Genomic DNA, 17791 nt, shown 5'->3' on the forward strand with positions numbered 1-17791 from the left:
TATTAATTCTGTTGATTTATGGCAAACAAGACGCCTGTATTTCACCCGCACGTTAAAGACGGTTTCAAAAGCCCGGCGTATTCGCCCGGCGTTATCTGCGATGGCTGGCTGTACGTATCGGGCCAAACGCCCATTGATTACCCATCGGGGCAGGTGATGCTTGGCACCATCGAAAGCGAAACACGCAAGGTGATGAGCAATATCCTTGAGATTCTGGAAGGGGCAGGCTGCTCGTTCGACGATGTGGTGAAAACGACGGTTCATTTAGCCGATATTGCCGACTTCGAGATTTACAATGCCGTGTATGCCAGCTACTTTACGGGTGTATTGCCCGCCCGAACCACCGTGCAGTCGGTGCTGAACCGGGGCATTAAAGTCGAAATTGACGTGGTTGCTAAAGTGCCGGAACAATGAGTTGGTACGAAGTAAAAAATGCGGACGCTATTCCTTCGCCCGCGCTGCTGGTGTACCCCGACCGGGTGCAGGAAAACATTCAGCATGCCGTGCAGATTGCGGGCAGTCCGGCCCGGCTGTGGCCGCACGTCAAGACGCACAAGATGCGGGTCGTTACCGACAGGCTGCTGGCCGCAGGCATTCGGTCGTTCAAATGCGCGACACTGAAGGAAGCCCGGATGCTGGCCGAAGCCGGAACCGACCTCGCCGAAATCATCAGCGTATTGGTAGCCTACCCGCTCGTGGGTCCGGCAATAGCGCAGTTGACCGGGTTGCGGGCCGAGTTTCCAAACGTTCATTTTGCCTGTCTGACCGATAACCGGGTGTCGGCGCAACGGCTGTCGGATGCGTTCGCGGCCAACCCGCTCGATGTATTTCTGGACCTGAACGTAGGCATGAACCGAACGGGCATCAAGCCCACCGACGCGCCCGCTCTATACCATTTCTGCGCCACGCTGCCGAATGTTCGCGTAGCGGGGCTGCACGCTTACGACGGGCATATCCGTGATACTGACCTCATGCAACGCACACAACGAACCGACGAATCATTTGCGCTGGCCGATGGCGTTCGGCAGGCCATTGCCGATGCTGGCGGGCCAACGTTGCCGCTTATTATGGGTGGAACGCCGAGTTTTTCGTGCCATGCTCAACGGCCCGACGTGTTGCTCAGTCCCGGCACGTTTGTGTTTTGGGATGCGGGCTACGGCCAAACGCTGCCCGATTTACCATTTATATGGGCGGCTGCGCTGCTGATGCGCGTGATTTCGGTAGTTGACGAACAGACGCTTTGTCTCGATTTGGGCCACAAGTCAGTAGCCGCCGAGAATCCGCTGCCACGCGTGGTGTTTCTGAACGAACCCGACGCGCAACCTATTGGTCAAAGTGAAGAACATGTAGTAGTTCGCATCGCCAATGCCCATCGGTTCACACCCGGCGACGTATGGTACGGCGTTCCGATTCACATCTGCCCAACAGTCAATTTGTATGACTCGGTTAATGTAATTTCTGATAATCAGGTAGTTGATAACTGGCTCGTAACAGCACGCGGACACTAATGCTCATCATCGACACGCATCTCGATCTGGCTTTGAACGCCTTGGAATGGAACCGCGATTACCGGCAACCCGTGTCGGCCATACGAGCGTGGGAGCGGGGCATGACCGATAAAATTGACCGGGGCAACAACGTGGTCTCGTTGCCCGATTTGCGCCGGGGTCAGATTGGTCTGGTGGTTGCCACGCAGATTGCCCGTGTCAACAGCGACAATGGCAACCTGCCGGGCGCGGGCTGGAACTCACCGGCGCAGGCATGGGCCACCACGCAGGCGCAGCGGGCCTGGTACGAAGCCATGTGCGACGCTGGTGAAATGACTCAAATCCGCACCCGCGCCGACCTCGACGCACATATGGCTCACTGGCATGGCGATAGCGTATCGAACGACCCAAAGCCGGTGGGCTATGTGCTAAGTCTGGAAGGGGCCGACTCGCTCATTGATCTATCGTACCTCGAACGCGCCTATGCCTATGGCTTGCGGGCGATTGGCCCGGCGCACTACGGCCCCGGTCGGTATGCACCCGGCACGGGGCTGAGCGGGCCGCTGACATCGCTGGGCCGTGATCTGCTGCGCGAAATGGACCGGCTCGGTATGATTTTAGACGTAACCCATCTCACCGACGAAGGCTTTGCCGAAGCGATGAACCTCTACAAAGGGCCGGTTTGGGCCAGCCACCACAACTGCCGGACGTTGGTACCGCATCAACGCCAACTAACTGACCATCAGATTCGGGCGTTGCTGGAGCGGGGCAGCGTAATTGGCGGCTGTTTCGATGCCTGGATGATGAAGCCCGGTTTTACGCAGCGCAAAAGTAATCCCGCCGACTTTGACATCACGCTCGAAACCATCGTAGACCATTACGACCACATTTGCCAGTTAGTCGGCAATTCGCTTCACTGCGCTATTGGCTCCGACCTCGACGGCACCTTTGGCCGCGAACAATCGCCTACCGACCTCGACACTATCGCCGATTTGCAAACACTACATGGAACATTGAAACGCCGGGGCTACTCGGAAACAGACGTAGAAAATATTTTTTACGGAAATGCGCTACGTTTTTTGAGTTCAGCTTTACCCGCTTCGTAACGGACACGAACACTCGCTTGCGCCAGTTACGGGGTGGACAAGGCTACTTCGGTTTTTTGTCCGCGTCGGCTAATGAAGCCCTGTTCGGGGGTGTAGCCAACGGAGCGTTTGCCATAATAGCCGGAGCCGTCGTAGGGGCGCAGGTCGGGGTCGTTTTTGCAGTTGTCCGAGCAGGTGCCTGCGTGGTCGTGGCCGCAGTTTTCGCAGAGCGTGATGTGGTTGTTGCAGGCCGGGCTGGCGCAGTTAATCATCCGGGCCGTTGGCGTGCCACAGCGGTAGCAGGTCGAAACCGTCACGGGGTTAACCTGGTTCACATCGACCGTAACGCGGTTATCGAATACGTAGCACTGGCCCTCAAAATCTTCGCCCCCGGCTTCCATACCATACTTGATGATGCCGCCGTGAAGCTGATACACATTCTCGAACCCGCGCGAAAGCAGGTACGCGCTGGCTTTTTCGCACTTGATACCGCCCGTGCAGTACGTGATAATCTTTTTGTCTTTCAGGTGCTCAATTTCGTGGACGTGGTCGGGCAGTTCACGGAGGTTTTCCATGTCGAACGTAATGGCGCCTTTGAAGCGTCCTACGGCGTGTTCATAGTTCGACCGCATATCGACCAGCACTACGTTGGGGTCGTTTTTTAGTTGCCGGAATTCTTCGGGTTCGAGATGGATGCCGGTTTGTTTAAGCGGGTCGACGGGCAAATCAGAGTGTACGATTTCGGGTTTCACGCGCACGTGCAGCTTCTGAAACGTATGGCCGTCGCTGTCGTCAACTTTGAACTCGATACCGGCAAAGCGCGGGTCGTTGCCGAGCGTTTCCATATACGCGTCGCAGTCGGCTGCCAGGCCCGACACCGTGCCGTTGAGTCCTTCGGGAGCTACAATTACCCGGCCCAGCAGGTTCAGCCGCAAACAGAGCAGATGATGCTCCTCGCGGTATTGCTCCGGGTTTTCAATGGGCGAATAGATGTAGTATAGTAAGACGCGATACGGTTTCATACTACAAAATTAAACCAAAAGTGGTTATGGACTATTATAGCTGTTATGTCGGGAAAGTTGTTACACAGAGATGCACAGAGAAAAAAGAGCCTCACAAAGACCTCTGCGTATCTCCTTTTCTCTCTGTGCATCTCTGTGTAATAATTTCTTTCAATAACTAACCCAGCAAATGCACATTGCGATAACGGGAAATATTGGCGCGGGCAAAACAACGCTGGCCCGGCAGTTGGCCGACCATTACGGCTGGGAAGTACTCTGCGAAGCTGTTGACAACAACCCGTTTCTGGCCGATTTCTACGCCGATATGCCGCGTTGGGCGTTTCATTTGCAGATTTTTTTTCTGAATAGCCGCTTTGGGCAGATGCGCCGGGTGCGTGCAATTTCCGATACCGACAAGACGTGGCTCATTCAGGATAGAACCATCTATGAAGACGCGCACATCTTCGCCCGCAATCTGTATCAAACGGGTGTGCTGACCGAACGCGATTACCAAACCTACCGTAGTGTGTTCGACAATATGCTCAGTCTGGTACGCCCGCCCGACCTGATGATTTACCTCCGCGCCGACTTGCCCAAACTTCGGGCGCAGATTCAGAAGCGGGGCCGCTCGTTTGAGCAGGCCATCAGCGATGATTACCTGAATAGCCTGAACCAACTTTATGAAGAATTTGTGGCGACGTACCACGAAGGGCCACTGCTTTGCATCGACGTCAACGAACTGGATCACGTAGAACGCGAGGCTGATTTTGCCGAGATTATCCGGCAAATTGACGAGTCGCTGTCTATTATTCCACCAAATTCCGAAGCGTCCCAATCGGTTCGATGGTAATCAGAATTTCGTCGCCCGATTGTAGCGTAAACGGGTGGTCGGGTACGATGCCGGTGCCGGTCATCAGAAAACAACCATGCGGAAATTCACATTCGCGGAACAGATAACCGGCCAGTTCGGTAAGCTGACGTTTCATCTGGCTGAGCGTGATGGTGCCCTCGAATGCGGCTGCCCCTCCCCGGTTAATACGCAGACTGATAGGCGTGTCGGGCGGCAAGGGTGTTTCAGAAACGTACAGGCATGGCCCCAGTCCGGCACATTTCTCGTAGGTTTTAGCCTGGGGCAGATACAACGGATTTTCGCCTTCGATGCTGCGCGAACTCATGTCGTTGCCAATCGTATAAGCCACAATTCGGCCCGATGCCGTGATAAAGAGCGTTAGTTCGGGTTCGGGAACATCCCAGGTCGAATCCTGGCGGATGCGGACGTGGCCGTTGGTGCCAACGGTTCGGCGGGCAGTAGCTTTGAAAAACAGTTCGGGACGTTCGGCGTCGTAGACTTTATCATAGAAGGTGTCGCCCCCGGCCTGCCGCGATTCTTCCATGCGGGCATCGCGGCTCCGCAAGTACGTCACCCCCGATGCCCAAACCTCCTGACTCTGAATAGGAGCCAGCATAGTTTGCTGGCTTAACCAATGGGCGGTTTGCGGGCGGGCGTCGGCGAAGTCGGTCTCGGCTTGTGCCAGCAAATCATCGCGGTTGATGTAGGCATCCCAGTTGGTATGGGTTGAGAGCCGGATTTGTTCATCTTTTTGCAGCACAATGCCAGCAGAGGTACGGTACAGTTTCATGCGGTGACTAATTCGAAATTGATCGGGTGGTGGCTGAAAATGAAGAAAGTCCTCATACAAGGTGATGCGACTTTACTGTATTACCAACCTATGAGAGTTCACTATAAATTACGTAGTGTGTACAAGCCGGTGCTGGACCTGAAGAAACGCGGTAATTCTTCTAAAAGATAGAAGAATCAAACAACAGGAGTCTACTATTGTTCGACTACAAAGCGGTCAAAATTCGCTGAATATTGGCTAAATTCCGGGCTACATTGATTTGTATAGTGTTATGGCGAGCAGGTGAATTTGATTTGCTAATAACCTTCGGTATCTATGTGCTTTAGGATTTACCAGTTTCTACTCAAAAGACATACAGACAATGATCACTAAGTTTTTGTTTCTTTTCGTTGCGTTCTGCACGTCTGCTTTAGCCCAGACACCATCCGTTGAAAACGAAAAATTTGTGTTTCTCAACAACGGTACAACCATTGGTATGATAGTAAAATCAGTGCTGAAGGCCGATACGAAGCGGCTCAGCCTGACCACCGAACAGCAACCCAAAGCCCGAACCGTAATTCTGGACGCTGTAGTAAAATACAATGAGGGCGTGAAGCAACTCAAAAAGTCGGGTATGAACCAGCAAAAACTACGCACGTTGGCCGTAGCAGTCGAAACCGAAAAAGTACGCAACTACAAACCTATTCTGACGCCTAAGCAGTATGACGTGCTGGTGGCAAATCAGAAAAAGATGTATCCGGAGAGCAAACTTTGACTTATCAGAGACTGGCTACCTTTCGCTCCAGTAACGTTTTTTCCGCAAGGGAAAAGGTTAGTTGCTGGGCGCGTCGATAATGATGCCGGGCTGGTTCGGGCTGCTGATTTTCGGCATAGAGGTCGCCCAGTACGGCGTGGTAATACTGGCTATGATCGAGGCCGGTCAGGTTAGTAACGTCTGCCAGAGCCTGCAATGGTCCCGCTACTCGCGCCAGCGCAACGGCCCGGTTGAGCGCAACCACTGGCGAGGGTTTGCAGACGAGCAACAAATCGTAATAATGCAGAATCTGAGGCCAGTTGGTCGTCTCGTAAGTAGGAGCCATGCTATGGCAGGCGGCAATAGCTGCTTCGAGGTGGTAATCTGTCAACTGATTGCCAGTAGCTGCCCGATTCAGGTAATATTGCCCCCGGTCAATCAAATCGCGGTCCCATAGGCTGCGGTCCTGGTGTGCCAGCAGAATTATATCGTCTGTACTGGTATGTCGGGCCTTGAACCGGGCAGCCTGAAAACACAGCAAGGCCAGCAGGGCGTAAGTGGCCGGTACGCTCGTGCGTGGGTGTTCGGTCAGAAGCCGGGCGAGTCGCAGGGCTTCGGCGCAGAGGTCGTACCGAATGAGTTCGTCGGGCTGATGAGATGCATATCCTTCATTGAAGAGCAGATAAACAGACCGCAGTACGCTGTTGAGTCGGGAGGTTAAGCTGACACCAGCAGGTACGGCCAACTCGATGTTGTTTTGCCGAATCCGTTCTTTGGCCCGATACAGCCGCTTCTCAATGGTGTCGGGGGCTGTCAGAAAAGCATGTGCAATCTCACGAACACTAAGCCCACAGAGAATTTTCAGGCACATAGCCTGTTGTGCCTCCGCAGAGAGGGCCGGGTGGCAGCAAGCGAAAAGCATCCGTAACTGACTGTCGTTCAGTTCATCGTCGAAAAACAGGCGTTCCATGTCCGGGGCATCTGTTTCGGTAAATTCAGAAAGCTGATCGTCGCCTACGTGCCGCAGTTGTTTTTCCCGCCGTAACACGTCTAACGCCCGGTTTTTGGCCACCCGGTAAAGCCAGGCCCGTGGGTTATCGGGAATGCCCTGGGCAGGCCAGGCGTGTAATGCCTGCATCAGCGTATCCTGCACAATGTCTTCGGCCAGACCGAGCCGCCCAAAACCCAGCCAGCAGGTCAGCACGGATGCCATTCGGCCTGCCTCCTGCCGAAAAAAATGCTCGACCAACTGGCTGGAATTCTGCGGCTCACACATCAGGCAAACTGCTCGAAGTTAATAATAGGGCGTACTTCTACTGCTCCGTTATCGGCCAGTATCGGGCAACCGGCAGTCAGACCAATGGCTTCATCCAGCGTGTCGGCGTTGACAACTGCATAGCCACCAATAATTTCTTTCCCTTCGGTAAATGGGCCGTCAGTAACAATTGACTCTTGTCCACGCACTACTTTGCCGAAGGGCATCAACCCCTCGGTGCCAATGAATTTCCCCTGAGCGGCAAGCCCGGCAATCCAAACGTTCCATTTCTGCATTTCGGCCTGCATTTCCTCGGGCGATGGCTGGATAGCCGTGGCGGCTGCGTTATCGTGAAAAATCAACATAAACTTTTCCATGACCTAAATTACTGGTTAGTTTTCGTAGCATAACAGGCTCCGTTGCCTGTTGCTTACGTATGACGAATGACACACCCCAAACCGGACAACATTTGCAAAAAATAAATAAAAAAAACGCTCCCGGTCAGTTGGCCGCGAGCGTTTATAAATCTTGTCAATCTTCTGAATCAGGAGAATCCTGGTTCAGATTACATCATGCCGCCCATGCCACCGCCGGGGTGTGCATGACCGCCACCTGCCGGAGCCTCTTCTGGCTCGTCGGCAATCAGGCATTCGGTTGTCATACGCATAAAAATCAGCATATCAGTCCTTCCTTCAGTCATCCTCATGCGTTATTTGATCCTGCACATGCCTAACAAAATCAACAGAAACGTCATTAATTTCGGCAATTATTTCCGGCTGTAACCCTTTTTGCAATGCCCTACGCACGGACTCCGTTTTAACAGCTTCAACTTCTGCTTCAATCTCTTTCTTTACATTTCGGATAGCCAGGGCATTTTTAGCCAATGTCATTTCATAATCTAATCGCTCTTCAGGAGTCATGGCCCGCTTATCCAACTCATCAATCGCCAGACGCAACCACTCCTCGTTCCAGAATTTAGGATATTGAGTAGGATCAGTAACAGTATGAAGCGTTTTCATTGTGTAAAGCAGTTTGTCGAGGTCTGATTGAATACTTGCCAGCGATTTATCAAATTTAGATAACTCTACTGTAATAATTGTAGTCTGCTCGTCAATCAATTCTCCATGTTGGTTTTTGAGTACTGCTATGTTATGGTATTCCATGATTGTTGGAAAAATGGATTCTGCCAAAATGCCAATGCAATAAACGGTGGGCAACCCTTCAAACGCATAATCTCCTTTCTTGACTAACGTATTGAACCGATAAAGCGAATAAAATTTCATACGTTGAACAAATTCGGGATACTTGCTTAGCTGCATCTCAACAATAAAGAAGCGTCCCTGGGCATCCTGACAAGCCAAATCATAAATACCACTTCGGCTATCCAGCGTTAAACGGCTGAGTTCGTTCGGCAAGAATTGAATGTGTTCGATAGCTGCTTCAGACTTAATTAAGGCTTGCAATGCTGTTCGTAAAAACAAACTGTTGGCCTCGTTGCCAAAGGTTGTTTTAAATCCATAATCAGAGATAAGCGGTATAAACCGTTGCTCATCGGAATAAGTGGTTTCCATAGCTCAAAGCTACAAAACAAAACCCCCGCTGCCAGCACTAAGCCAGCAGCGGGGAAGCGTTTATAAATCTTGTCAATCTTCTGAATCAGGAGAATTCTGGTTCAGATTACATCATGCCGCCCATGCCACCGCCGGGGTGTGCATGACCGCCACCTGCCGGAGCTTCTTCTGGCTCGTCGGCAATCAGGCATTCGGTTGTCAGCAGCAGACCAGCAATCGAAGCTGCGTTTTCGAGGGCCAGACGCGTTACTTTTTTCGGGTCGATGATACCAGCCGCGAACAGGTCTTCGTAGGTGTCGGTTTTGGCGTTGTAGCCAAAGCCTGCCTCACCTTCTTTTACCTTGTTCACTACTACCGAACCTTCACCACCAGCGTTGGCAATGATGGTCCGCAGGGGCGATTCAAGAGCTACCCGGATGATGTTAACACCCGTTTTCTCGTCTTCGTTGATAGCGTTAACATTGTCGAGAGCCGAGATAGCGCGGATCAGCGCAATACCACCACCCGTCACGATACCTTCTTCAACGGCAGCGCGGGTTGCGTGCAGGGCATCGTCAACACGGTCTTTCTTCTCTTTCATCTCCACTTCGGTAGCTGCACCGATGTAAAGAATTGCCACACCGCCCGACAGTTTCGCCAGACGCTCTTGCAGCTTCTCACGGTCGTAATCCGAAGTCGTGTTTTCGATCTGGGCTTTGATTTGGTTCACGCGGCCCGTGATGTCTTCTTTCTGACCTACACCGTTTACGATGGTGGTGTTGTCTTTGTCGATCAGAATTTTCTCGGCCTGACCCAGATAGTCAATCGTAGCGTTTTCGAGTTTGAAACCGCGCTCTTCCGAGATCACCTGACCACCCGTCAGAATGGCGATGTCTTCGAGCATGGCTTTCCGGCGGTCGCCAAAGCCAGGAGCTTTCACAGCAGCCACTTTCAGCGCACCCCGAATTTTGTTTACTACCAGCGTTGCCAGTGCTTCACCATCAACATCTTCAGCGATGATCAGCAGCGGACGACCCGTTTGGGCCACCTGCTCCAATACTGGCAGCAGTTCTTTCATCGACGACACTTTCTTCTCCGAAATGAGGATGAACGGGCGATCCAGTTCGGCTTCCATTTTCTCGGTGTTCGTCACGAAATAGGGCGACAGGTATCCCCGGTCGAACTGCATACCCTCTACGGTTTTCACTTCCGTTTCGGTGCCGCGTGCTTCTTCAACCGTGATAACGCCTTCTTTGCCCACTTTTTTCATGGCCTCGGCGATCATCGTACCGATTTCTTCGTCGTGGTTGGCCGAGATGGTAGCTACCTGCGCAATTTTGCTGAAATCGTCGCCAACGGTTTTTGCCTGTTGAGCAAGGTTTTCTGAAACAGCTTTAACAGCTTTATCGATACCGCGCTTCAGGTCCATTGGGTTGGCACCGGCAGCTACGTTTTTCACGCCAATCGAATAGATCGACTGAGCCAATACGGTAGCTGTTGTTGTACCGTCGCCAGCCTGATCAGCCGTTTTCGAGGCTACTTCTTTCACGAGCTGTGCGCCCATGTTTTCCATAGCGTCTTTCAGCTCAATTTCTTTGGCTACCGTTACACCGTCTTTGGTGATGGCGGGTGAGCCGAATTTCTTGTCGAGGATAACATTGCGGCCTTTCGGACCGAGAGTAACTTTCACCGCGTCGGCGAGGGTATCAACGCCTTTTTTGATGCGATCACGCGCTTCGGTGTCAAAAAGAATTTTCTTAGCCATTGTCTTTTAGTGATGAGTTATGAGTGATAAGTGATGAGTAGTCATCGTTCATCACTCATCGTTTATCGTTAAATTAAAGGATTGCGAAAATGTCGGATTCACGCATGATGAGGTACTCTTTTCCATCGACCGTGATTTCCGTGCCGGCATACTTGCCATACAACACCGTGTCACCCACCTGAACCGTCAGCGGTTCGTCTTTCTTACCAGCACCAACGGCCACAACCGTACCACGCTGGGGTTTTTCTTTGGCCGTATCGGGAATGATGATCCCGAACGAGGTTTTTTCTTCTGCCGGTGCGGCCTCTACCAGCACCCGGTCAGCAAGCGGCTTCACGTTCACTTTAACGCTTTCCATTTCTGCTACCATTGTAGTAATATGATTAAGGTTACTAACTGTTTGTGCAATGCATTACACGACCACACGGGCGGTCTCGGTTTCGGACCCGCCAATTACTGTGCCAACCTACCAGCCTGTCAAAATTTCAGAATTTCATCTGACAGCTTGTCAATCAACGAATTAGTGGCTTTTTATTCGGCGTATTCGTAAATTCGTCAGATAAAATTTGGTTTTTTGGCGAACTTTAGATACTTTGTCTAATCAACACGCACGTAATGCGTTCAGTTATCGACCATGAGAAAATTACAGTCTGACTGGTTTACGCAAAATTGGCTGGATGCCGAGTACCAGAAATATGTCTTGTTGGCATACCTACAGGCCGTTCGTCAGAACTTCGATGATGACAAACTGTGTCCTGATTTGCCCGATCTGCGCAATCATTATGAATCCGGCGTTCGTTTTTCGAGGGGCAAAGGTACGCTGAATGCCGCCTTTCCCAAACGCGTGGCGGGTATAACCGGCCCACCCCCGCAAATTGCCTACAAATCTGAGGTTACGGACGACGGGTATATGGCCGAAGTAGATGCCATTCTGGACTTTGCCCTGCCCCGCTTTCAGGCCATGCTTAGCGAAGGGCAACAACGCTGGACCGATATTGTACAGACGCTCACGCTGGCACCGGTGGGCCTGATGCCACTTCGCCCCGAAGAAGGCTACCTGCTCCTGCACGCTACCAATCAGGCCGAAACGCAGATATATTACTTCGTTGTCACGCTCTACTCCGACAACGAACCGGGCGGGCGGCTCGTGCAGCTCCGGTTTATGGAAGCCGTGCGTAAAAACTTGGCAATCACTTACGAAACTATCAAACTCGATCTCATTCGTCGGCATCGTCACCTGCCCAACCCAGCCACATTTATGCTCGAAACCCGACGCGCTTACCCCATTCAGGAAACGCTTCTGCCCATTGCCCGGCAGTTGCTGGCAAAACAAGTGGCCCAGTCCTAACAACCCAGTGTTATACTTTCGGATTACAAACATGAAAAATGCCCTGAAATGTAGCTTCAGGGCATTTTTCATGACAAAGTCTTAACCCAAACGGTTACGGTTGCGAAGTCGATGTGCCGGGGGTAGTTTGCGGTGTTGCTGCACCAGCAGGAGCGCCGGGAGCCGGGGCCGTACTGGGCAGTGTCTGCGTTTGGGCGCGATTCACGTTCGCACTGTCGAAATTAGCCGTACCGGTGCGATCAACCAGAACGTAGGTTGCCAGCGACAGAACCATGACACCAATGCCGAGACCCCAGGTGATTTGTTCCAGCAGATCGGTGGTTTTCTTCACGCCCATCAGTTGGTTCGAGCCTAAGCCGCCCAACTCACCAGCCAAACCACCGCCTTTTGAATTTTGAATCAATACAACCAAAATCAGCAGAACAGTCAGAATACAAATGAGGACAATAATTGCCGTTACCATTATCAATGTTCAGTAAGCAGTAAACAGTTAATCAGCACCCGCTTTTTGATTGTCGAGTTCCCTGATTTTTTCCGCAAAGTACGCTTTTTTCTGTGGATTTTTTACCATCAATTTTTCATAGATTTCACGAGCCTTCTCCTTCTTGCCTTGTTGGGCCAGAATTTTGGCAAAACTTTCGGTCACAAAGCCGCTCCCGACAGGTTTGTGACGCTTCGTTAAATCTTCCTGATTAAATGGTTCGTCGGGTTTTGCCCGCACGGGCGAGATGCGCGGCTCCATCTGAATAAAGTTCTCGATCAAATCAAGCTGACGCTGCCGTTCGAGGTCGGCGGGCGATAAGGCGACTTCGGCAGGTGGGGCTTCGGGAATGTCGACCAAATCGCTTTGTAGGTTCGTTTCGGTCAGTGTCGGGTCTTCCGGCATTGGCCTTGCTGGCATGGCGTCGGTGCCAAACGAACCGGGCAAACGTAGCAGCGGAAGTTTGGGTAATCCGTTGCTTAACCCTTCTTTCGATTTAAACAGAGCGTAACTCTCGTGCTGGTAATCGTCGGGAATGGCGACCTGACTGGCCGACAATTCATTGAGCTTCGTCAGCAAATTGGCCGACCACTGAAATTCGTTATCTATCAATTTACGGAGGGCATTTCGGCTTAACGCATAAGCAGCCGCCTGTCGGATGTGGGGTACCGACTGGCTTTTCAGGTGTACTGAAGCGGCTTTAGCGGTCAGCGTATAAAGCGGTTGACAATACGGATAAGCTTGCAGACTCGCCTGCAACTGAGCAAAGTCGCCGGAAGTCAAATCATCGGGATGGGTGACCCAGTACGAAAACGTTTCTTTGTCAAGAGGCAACATAGAATAGTGATGAGTTATGAGTGATGAACGATGAGTGAGTGTAAAGATGCGAAAACTCATCGTTCATCACTCATAACTCATCACTGAAATTACCAGTCGGCGGCTGTTTTATTGAAAATATCGAGTACGAGCTGATCCAGGATTTTTGGTACTAAGCGGCTTTCGTTCTGACTCAGCGTCTGGTTCTGTGGAAAATCCTGATAAAATGAAAACGATTGCTCAAAGTTCTTCGTCTCGTCTTTGTTATTGTAGAATCGGGTCAGTACGGTGATTTGCAGCCGGTTAACGCCCGCCTGATCAGAGGCCGTTGGCGCAATAGCCAGCAGGTCATAACCCGTTATGTTCCCTTCCAGCACCATATCGCCGTTGAGCGGTACTACTTTCAGGTTGGTGTATCGCTGGTAATATTCTTTCAGCTTTTCGTTGAACGTCAGCGGCAGGTTGGCCGGGCCACCCGCCGTTGCCAGGGTGAAATTATTGACCGTAACCGTTTTAATATCCGGCGAAAGGGTGGTGCCGGTGAAAGAATACACTCCGCAGGACGTCAGAGTGAAAAGTGAAAAGTTAATAGTGAAAAGTGCAGTTAGAAGCCGCTTTATCCGAACATTTTTCATTATTAACTTTTCACTTTTCACTATCAACCTATTCTTCATCAATTTCATACTGCTTAATTTTCCGGTATAACGTGCGTTCGGAGATGCCGAGTGCCTGGGCCGCGTATTTTCGTTTGTTGTTGTTACGCCGGAGAGCTTTTAGAATCATCTCCTTCTCCTGTCGTTCGAGCGAGAGCGAATCATCGTCTTCGGTTTCGTGCGTTACGTCTTCTACTGTTACGTCGTTGATATCGCCGTCAACATCATCGAAAAGTTGAACGGGCGGATGACTGCCATACGTTTCAGAAGGCGGTGTTGCGGGTCGGGTGGGCATGTCGGGCCGGGTCGAACCGTTCAGGGCGGGCAAGTAGCGCGTTCCATCGTCGGGGAGCGGCCCTGTTTCGGGTGGAATTGATTCAAACAGGTCGCGGTTGTTGTGCAGAAGCTGCCGCCCATCCTGCTCATTCGCCAGCACGTCGCGCACCAAACGCTTCAGGTCGTTCATGTCCCGGCGCATATCGAACAGCACTTTGTAGAGTAATTCCCGCTCCGACAAACTCTCCGCGTTGCCTGCGTTATGCGGAAACACCGCCAGCGACCGCCCCGGTTGCTGCGACTGCGGCAGGTATTTTGCCAGCACGTCGGTTTCGATAGGCTTGTTCTGTTCTGATTCCAGAATCGACACCTGCTCGGCAATGTTTTTCAACTGACGGATATTGCCCGGAAACGGAAAACTGATCAGCAGATTTTTGGCTCCTTCGGTCAGTTGGAGCGGCTTGATGCGATAACGTTCGGCAAAATCGGTCGTAAACTTCCGAAACAGCAGTTCTATGTCGGTGCCGCGTTCGCGCAGGGGGGGTACGTAGATAGGTACTGTATTGAGCCGGTAGTACAAATCTTCGCGGAATCGCCCTTTTTCGACCGCATCCAGCAGATTTACGTTCGTAGCGGCCACTACGCGCACGTCGGTTTTTTGCACTTTCGAGGAGCCAACCCGGATAAACTCGCCATTTTCGAGTACGCGCAGGAGCCGGGCCTGCGTTCCCATTGGCATTTCGCCAATTTCGTCCAAGAAGATGGTGCCGCCGTTGGTGGTCTCGAAATAGCCCTTGCGCGAGTCAACGGCCCCCGTAAACGACCCTTTCTCGTGGCCGAACAGTTCCGAATCAATCGTACCTTCGGGAATGGCCCCGCAGTTGATGGCAATAAACTGACCGTGTTTGCGGGTACTCAGGCTGTGGATAATTTTGGAAAACGACTCTTTCCCACTACCACTTTCGCCCGTTATCAGTACCGTCAGGTCAGTAGCAGCCACCTGCATCGCTACGTTGATGGCGTAGTTCAAGGCAGGCGCATTGCCGATAATCCCGAAGCGTTGCTTGACAGATTGGATTTCCTGTAAATTCATATCACTGTTCCTCGCAGTGTAGCCGACGTACATTCAGTAACTAACACGTTCACGTACTGACCTTTCCGGTGGTTGCCGCCTGGGAAAACCACCATCTTGTTCTGATCGTTGCGACCGCAGAGTTCAGCGTCGGAACGCTTCGATGGGCCTTCGATCAATACGCGCTGTACCTGCCCGATGTGGCGTTGATTGCGTGCGGCTGAGTGTTCGAGTTGTTTAGCGATGATCTCGTTCAGCCGCCGTTTTTTCACGTCTTCAGGTATGTCGTCTGGATATTTTTTAGCTGCCAGCGTGCCGGGCCGCTCCGAATAGGCAAACATATACGCATAGTCATAGCGCACGTAGTCCATCAACGAAAGCGACTCCTGATGTTCATCTTCTGTTTCGGTGCAGAAGCCCGAAATCATGTCGGTCGAGATACCACAGTCTTCGCCCAGAACCTCGCGAATCCGGTCGATTTTGCCTATATACCACTCACGGTCGTAGGTGCGATTCATCAGCTTCAGCACCCGACTATTACCGCTTTGGGCGGGTAGGTGGATGTAGTTGCAGATGTTGTCGTACTGTGCCATCGTGTACAACACCTCGTCGGTAATGTCTTTCGGGTGCGAGGTACTGAACCGAACCCGCAAATCAGGATGAATCTGCGCCACCAGTTCAAGAAGACCAGCGAAAGTGACCCCACCCCCCAGCCCCTCCCCGTTAGGGAGGGGGGCAAACCATCCGGATTCTTCCCCCCTCCCTAACGGGGAGGGGCTGGGGGTGGGGTGCCATTTATACGAGTCCACGTTCTGCCCGAGGAGCGTAACTTCGCGATAACCCTGATTGAACAAATCGGTGCATTCGCGCACGATGCTGTGCGGATCACGGCTGCGTTCGCGGCCCCGCGTGAACGGCACCACGCAGAAACTGCACATGTTGTCGCAGCCGCGCATGATGGAAACAAAAGCAGTTACGCCGTTGGAATTCAGTCGGATAGGCGAAATGTCGGCGTAGGTTTCTTCTCGTGAGAGAAACACGTTTACGGCTTTATGTCCCGACTCTGCTTCTTCAACCAATTTCGGAATGTCGCGATAAGCATCGGGACCGGCCACAATGTCTACCACTTTTTCTTCTTCAAGAAGCTTGGTTTTCAGCCGTTCGGCCATGCAGCCGAGCATGCCTACGAGCAGTTCGGGTTTTTGCCGTTTCAGCGCGTTGAGGTGTTTGAGCCGGTTTCTGACTTTCTGCTCGGCATTGTCGCGAATGGCGCAGGTATTCAGAAAAATCAGGTCGGCGTCGTCGGCAGAAGAGGTGGTAGCAAACCCGGCATTACGCATCACAGCAGCTACTATCTCGCTGTCGGCGAAATTCATCTGGCATCCGTAGCTTTCGATGTAGAGCCGTTTTTTGCCCACCGCCAGTTCCTCTTCAGAAGTGCGGGGTGCATCAACGTTCTCCTTATCAGCCGGTTGCAATATGGTCAGTTCAGAAATGAGCGTCATCGTCTATAAAAAATAGAACGCAAAATTACGAAGAATAGCAAGAAATGCTGTCATTTTGGCAGGAAATACCCGTTAAAATTGCTTAATTATAATGATGCGTTAAACTACAACAGCTTACGGTAAACAGTCGAGATGCACACTCTTATATTTTGCTTTCTTTATCTGCACCGGTTGAGAAAGATGACCGCATGGATGGGAACGAGCAATAAAAGCCTGTCATGGGGGGTTATTTGCACAAACTTCGGTCTACATATTGTTTACGGCCACTTGCTGTAATGTAGTAACATCCGCCACGAGGCCCTCGGTAATATTGGCGCGAGTGCGTCCGGTTGCGCGTAGGATACGCTTCGACTTCTTCGGGTGCAGTTTGAGCGACTTTTATCTTTGGATACTTACGCAAGTAAGTTTCATCTGATTCATCGCCTGTAAGATTAAGATAACTTTTAGCTGCATAACCCTCAATGCTTTTGTATGTGGTCTTATAGTATACTTCATTATGTTCTTTGATAGGCAACAACGAATCTTTGGGTACCGTCACCAGCATCTTTGTCTGGCTATTTGTAATTGGCTGAGATTGCAGTTCAAAGGGAAACTTAGCTATCCCAATTAACGGTTCGTGTTCGTACTCAGTAGCTTTAAAAGCTTCGTATGTCTTGTCAATTACCGAGTATGATACATAACCAAGCAGGTTTTTGTAAATGACTCGGTAAAAAGCATTTCGCTTACCAACCAATAACACTGTTGTACCTTTAGGTATCAGGTAGCCAGTAGAGAAGCTATAACCGGGCGTTGCACTTATATATAGCCCTGATTGGTCAAGTAATTGTGCTTTGACAGGAGTAGCAAAAACGTAAGAAGTTGACTGGGAAAAAGCGGTAAGTGCAGAAAGTAGGTAGAGGATAAATAGGCTGGTAACTGCTTTCATTGAGAAATATAGGTTATCGTTGTAATATCGGCTCTATCCGGAAGTTATTGCTTAAAAATATAGAATGTTCAGTGTAGTGATGTCATTCATTACACAATTTAATGAACATTGTCGAGAGGAAAGAGATCATCTTTCATAAAACCGCCTTCTTTTTGAAAAACACTATTTTATTCAAAACCACTTTTTAATCTCACTACGA

The 17791-nt window shown here is 51.2% G+C and carries 20 protein-coding genes; 6 read left to right on the forward strand and 14 right to left on the reverse strand.

The annotated features are described in order from the left end of the window. The first annotated feature begins 18 nt into the window (after window positions 1–18). Genes AWR27_RS03230 through AWR27_RS03240 form a run of 3 tightly spaced genes read left to right on the forward strand, consistent with a single transcriptional unit; the run spans window position 19 to window position 2593 of the window. Window positions 19–414 carry a RidA family protein gene (locus AWR27_RS03230; RefSeq protein ID WP_077129874.1) on the forward strand — a complete coding sequence of 132 codons (396 nt, stop codon included), beginning with the start codon at window positions 19–21 and terminating at the stop codon, window positions 412–414. Continuing rightward, on the forward strand, window positions 411–1508 hold the full coding sequence (locus AWR27_RS03235) for a D-TA family PLP-dependent enzyme (RefSeq protein WP_077129875.1): 1098 nt from the start codon (window positions 411–413) through the stop codon (window positions 1506–1508). The genes AWR27_RS03230 and AWR27_RS03235 overlap by 4 nt, the downstream gene beginning before the upstream one ends. Then, window positions 1508–2593 carry a dipeptidase gene (locus tag AWR27_RS03240; RefSeq protein ID WP_077129876.1) on the forward strand — a complete coding sequence of 362 codons (1086 nt, stop codon included), beginning with the start codon at window positions 1508–1510 and terminating at the stop codon, window positions 2591–2593. Before AWR27_RS03235 ends, AWR27_RS03240 begins: the two co-directional genes overlap by 1 nt. A 26-nt stretch (window positions 2594–2619) precedes the next feature. Here AWR27_RS03240 and trhO read toward each other — a convergent pair whose 3' ends face one another. Then, on the reverse strand, window positions 2620–3594 hold the full coding sequence (gene trhO, locus AWR27_RS03245; protein WP_077129877.1) for an oxygen-dependent tRNA uridine(34) hydroxylase TrhO: 975 nt from the start codon (window positions 3592–3594) through the stop codon (window positions 2620–2622). A 169-nt stretch (window positions 3595–3763) separates the two neighbouring features. On the opposite strand from trhO, the gene AWR27_RS03250 reads away from it, so the two are divergent. Beyond that, on the forward strand, window positions 3764–4423 hold the full coding sequence (locus AWR27_RS03250; protein ID WP_077129878.1) for a deoxynucleoside kinase: 660 nt from the start codon (window positions 3764–3766) through the stop codon (window positions 4421–4423). Here AWR27_RS03250 and AWR27_RS03255 read toward each other — a convergent pair. Continuing rightward, entirely contained in the window at window positions 4380–5213 is an 834-nt protein-coding gene (locus AWR27_RS03255) for a fumarylacetoacetate hydrolase family protein (RefSeq protein WP_077129879.1), read from the reverse strand. The two genes, AWR27_RS03250 and AWR27_RS03255, sit on opposite strands and share 44 nt — an antisense overlap. 475 nt (window positions 5214–5688) lie before the next feature. On the opposite strand from AWR27_RS03255, the gene AWR27_RS03260 reads away from it, so the two are divergent. Next, entirely contained in the window at window positions 5689–5967 is a 279-nt protein-coding gene (locus AWR27_RS03260) for a hypothetical protein (RefSeq protein WP_232325960.1), read from the forward strand. Between the two features lie 4 nt (window positions 5968–5971). On the opposite strand, the gene AWR27_RS03265 is transcribed toward AWR27_RS03260, so the two are convergent. From AWR27_RS03265 to AWR27_RS03285, 6 genes are all read right to left on the reverse strand, one after another. Continuing rightward, the gene (locus AWR27_RS03265; protein ID WP_077129880.1) at window positions 5972–7222 is read right to left on the reverse strand and encodes an RNA polymerase sigma factor; all 1251 of its coding nucleotides are present in this window, start codon (window positions 7220–7222) and stop codon (window positions 5972–5974) included. After that, the gene (locus AWR27_RS03270; protein WP_077129881.1) at window positions 7222–7578 is read right to left on the reverse strand and encodes a YciI family protein; all 357 of its coding nucleotides are present in this window, start codon (window positions 7576–7578) and stop codon (window positions 7222–7224) included. Before AWR27_RS03270 ends, AWR27_RS03265 begins: the two co-directional genes overlap by 1 nt. A 188-nt stretch (window positions 7579–7766) precedes the next feature. Continuing rightward, window positions 7767–7901 carry a hypothetical protein gene (locus AWR27_RS25960; protein ID WP_257788523.1) on the reverse strand — a complete coding sequence of 45 codons (135 nt, stop codon included), beginning with the start codon at window positions 7899–7901 and terminating at the stop codon, window positions 7767–7769. Beyond that, window positions 7894–8772 (reverse strand): Rpn family recombination-promoting nuclease/putative transposase, encoded by an 879-nt coding sequence (locus AWR27_RS03275; RefSeq protein WP_077129882.1) that lies wholly within the window; start codon window positions 8770–8772, stop codon window positions 7894–7896. The genes AWR27_RS25960 and AWR27_RS03275 overlap by 8 nt, the downstream gene beginning before the upstream one ends. A gap of 106 nt (window positions 8773–8878) precedes the next feature. Continuing rightward, on the reverse strand, window positions 8879–10516 hold the full coding sequence (groL, locus tag AWR27_RS03280; protein ID WP_077129883.1) for a chaperonin GroEL: 1638 nt from the start codon (window positions 10514–10516) through the stop codon (window positions 8879–8881). A gap of 73 nt (window positions 10517–10589) precedes the next feature. Next, window positions 10590–10886 carry a co-chaperone GroES gene (locus AWR27_RS03285; protein WP_077129884.1) on the reverse strand — a complete coding sequence of 99 codons (297 nt, stop codon included), beginning with the start codon at window positions 10884–10886 and terminating at the stop codon, window positions 10590–10592. Window positions 10887–11150: 264 nt separating this feature from the next. On the opposite strand from AWR27_RS03285, the gene AWR27_RS03290 reads away from it, so the two are divergent. Beyond that, window positions 11151–11864: a hypothetical protein gene (locus AWR27_RS03290; RefSeq protein ID WP_077129885.1), complete on the forward strand. Its 714-nt coding sequence runs from the start codon at window positions 11151–11153 to the stop codon at window positions 11862–11864. 94 nt (window positions 11865–11958) lie between these two features. Here AWR27_RS03290 and secG read toward each other — a convergent pair whose 3' ends face one another. The 6 genes from secG to AWR27_RS03320 form a co-directional block, all read right to left on the reverse strand. Then, complete coding sequence (gene secG / locus AWR27_RS03295) at window positions 11959–12327, reverse strand: preprotein translocase subunit SecG (RefSeq protein ID WP_077129886.1); 369 nt, start codon at window positions 12325–12327, stop codon at window positions 11959–11961. A gap of 27 nt (window positions 12328–12354) precedes the next feature. Next, the gene (locus AWR27_RS03300; protein ID WP_077129887.1) at window positions 12355–13182 is read right to left on the reverse strand and encodes a hypothetical protein; all 828 of its coding nucleotides are present in this window, start codon (window positions 13180–13182) and stop codon (window positions 12355–12357) included. Between the two features lie 89 nt (window positions 13183–13271). Next, entirely contained in the window at window positions 13272–13715 is a 444-nt protein-coding gene (lptE, locus tag AWR27_RS03305) for an LPS assembly lipoprotein LptE (RefSeq protein WP_335695408.1), read from the reverse strand. Window positions 13716–13824: 109 nt separating this feature from the next. Beyond that, the gene (locus AWR27_RS03310; RefSeq protein ID WP_077129889.1) at window positions 13825–15183 is read right to left on the reverse strand and encodes a sigma-54 interaction domain-containing protein; all 1359 of its coding nucleotides are present in this window, start codon (window positions 15181–15183) and stop codon (window positions 13825–13827) included. Continuing rightward, window positions 15180–16667, reverse strand: coding sequence for a MiaB/RimO family radical SAM methylthiotransferase (locus tag AWR27_RS03315; RefSeq protein ID WP_077129890.1), 1488 nt, complete (start codon window positions 16665–16667; stop codon window positions 15180–15182). Before AWR27_RS03315 ends, AWR27_RS03310 begins: the two co-directional genes overlap by 4 nt. Window positions 16668–16893: 226 nt before the next feature. Further along, window positions 16894–17592, reverse strand: a complete 699-nt coding sequence (locus tag AWR27_RS03320; protein WP_157579109.1) for an SH3 domain-containing protein — start codon at window positions 17590–17592, stop codon at window positions 16894–16896. Window positions 17593–17791: the final 199 nt, after the last annotated feature.

It is taken from the genome of Spirosoma montaniterrae, from assembly GCF_001988955.1.
GTDB classification, from domain to species: domain Bacteria; phylum Bacteroidota; class Bacteroidia; order Cytophagales; family Spirosomataceae; genus Spirosoma; species Spirosoma montaniterrae.

Bases quoted from the DNA above. Each gene is read 5' to 3' on its own strand.
- AWR27_RS03275 (WP_077129882.1), bottom strand. From the start codon at position 8,772: ATGGAAACCACTTATTCCGATGAGCAACGGTTTATACCGCTTATCTCT.
- AWR27_RS25960 (WP_257788523.1), bottom strand. From the start codon at position 7,901: ATGACTGAAGGAAGGACTGATATGCTGATTTTTATGCGTATGACAACC.
- secG (WP_077129886.1), bottom strand. From the start codon at position 12,327: ATGGTAACGGCAATTATTGTCCTCATTTGTATTCTGACTGTTCTGCTG.
- AWR27_RS03290 (WP_077129885.1), top strand. From the start codon at position 11,151: ATGAGAAAATTACAGTCTGACTGGTTTACGCAAAATTGGCTGGATGCC.
- AWR27_RS03285 (WP_077129884.1), bottom strand. From the start codon at position 10,886: ATGGTAGCAGAAATGGAAAGCGTTAAAGTGAACGTGAAGCCGCTTGCT.
- AWR27_RS03315 (WP_077129890.1), bottom strand. From the start codon at position 16,667: ATGACGCTCATTTCTGAACTGACCATATTGCAACCGGCTGATAAGGAG.
- groL (WP_077129883.1), bottom strand. From the start codon at position 10,516: ATGGCTAAGAAAATTCTTTTTGACACCGAAGCGCGTGATCGCATCAAA.
- AWR27_RS03230 (WP_077129874.1), top strand. From the start codon at position 19: ATGGCAAACAAGACGCCTGTATTTCACCCGCACGTTAAAGACGGTTTC.
- AWR27_RS03265 (WP_077129880.1), bottom strand. From the start codon at position 7,222: ATGTGTGAGCCGCAGAATTCCAGCCAGTTGGTCGAGCATTTTTTTCGG.
- AWR27_RS03235 (WP_077129875.1), top strand. From the start codon at position 411: ATGAGTTGGTACGAAGTAAAAAATGCGGACGCTATTCCTTCGCCCGCG.
- AWR27_RS03320 (WP_157579109.1), bottom strand. From the start codon at position 17,592: ATGAAAGCAGTTACCAGCCTATTTATCCTCTACCTACTTTCTGCACTT.
- AWR27_RS03255 (WP_077129879.1), bottom strand. From the start codon at position 5,213: ATGAAACTGTACCGTACCTCTGCTGGCATTGTGCTGCAAAAAGATGAA.
- AWR27_RS03310 (WP_077129889.1), bottom strand. From the start codon at position 15,183: ATGAATTTACAGGAAATCCAATCTGTCAAGCAACGCTTCGGGATTATC.
- AWR27_RS03240 (WP_077129876.1), top strand. From the start codon at position 1,508: ATGCTCATCATCGACACGCATCTCGATCTGGCTTTGAACGCCTTGGAA.
- trhO (WP_077129877.1), bottom strand. From the start codon at position 3,594: ATGAAACCGTATCGCGTCTTACTATACTACATCTATTCGCCCATTGAA.
- AWR27_RS03300 (WP_077129887.1), bottom strand. From the start codon at position 13,182: ATGTTGCCTCTTGACAAAGAAACGTTTTCGTACTGGGTCACCCATCCC.
- AWR27_RS03250 (WP_077129878.1), top strand. From the start codon at position 3,764: ATGCACATTGCGATAACGGGAAATATTGGCGCGGGCAAAACAACGCTG.
- AWR27_RS03270 (WP_077129881.1), bottom strand. From the start codon at position 7,578: ATGGAAAAGTTTATGTTGATTTTTCACGATAACGCAGCCGCCACGGCT.
- AWR27_RS03260 (WP_232325960.1), top strand. From the start codon at position 5,689: ATGATAGTAAAATCAGTGCTGAAGGCCGATACGAAGCGGCTCAGCCTG.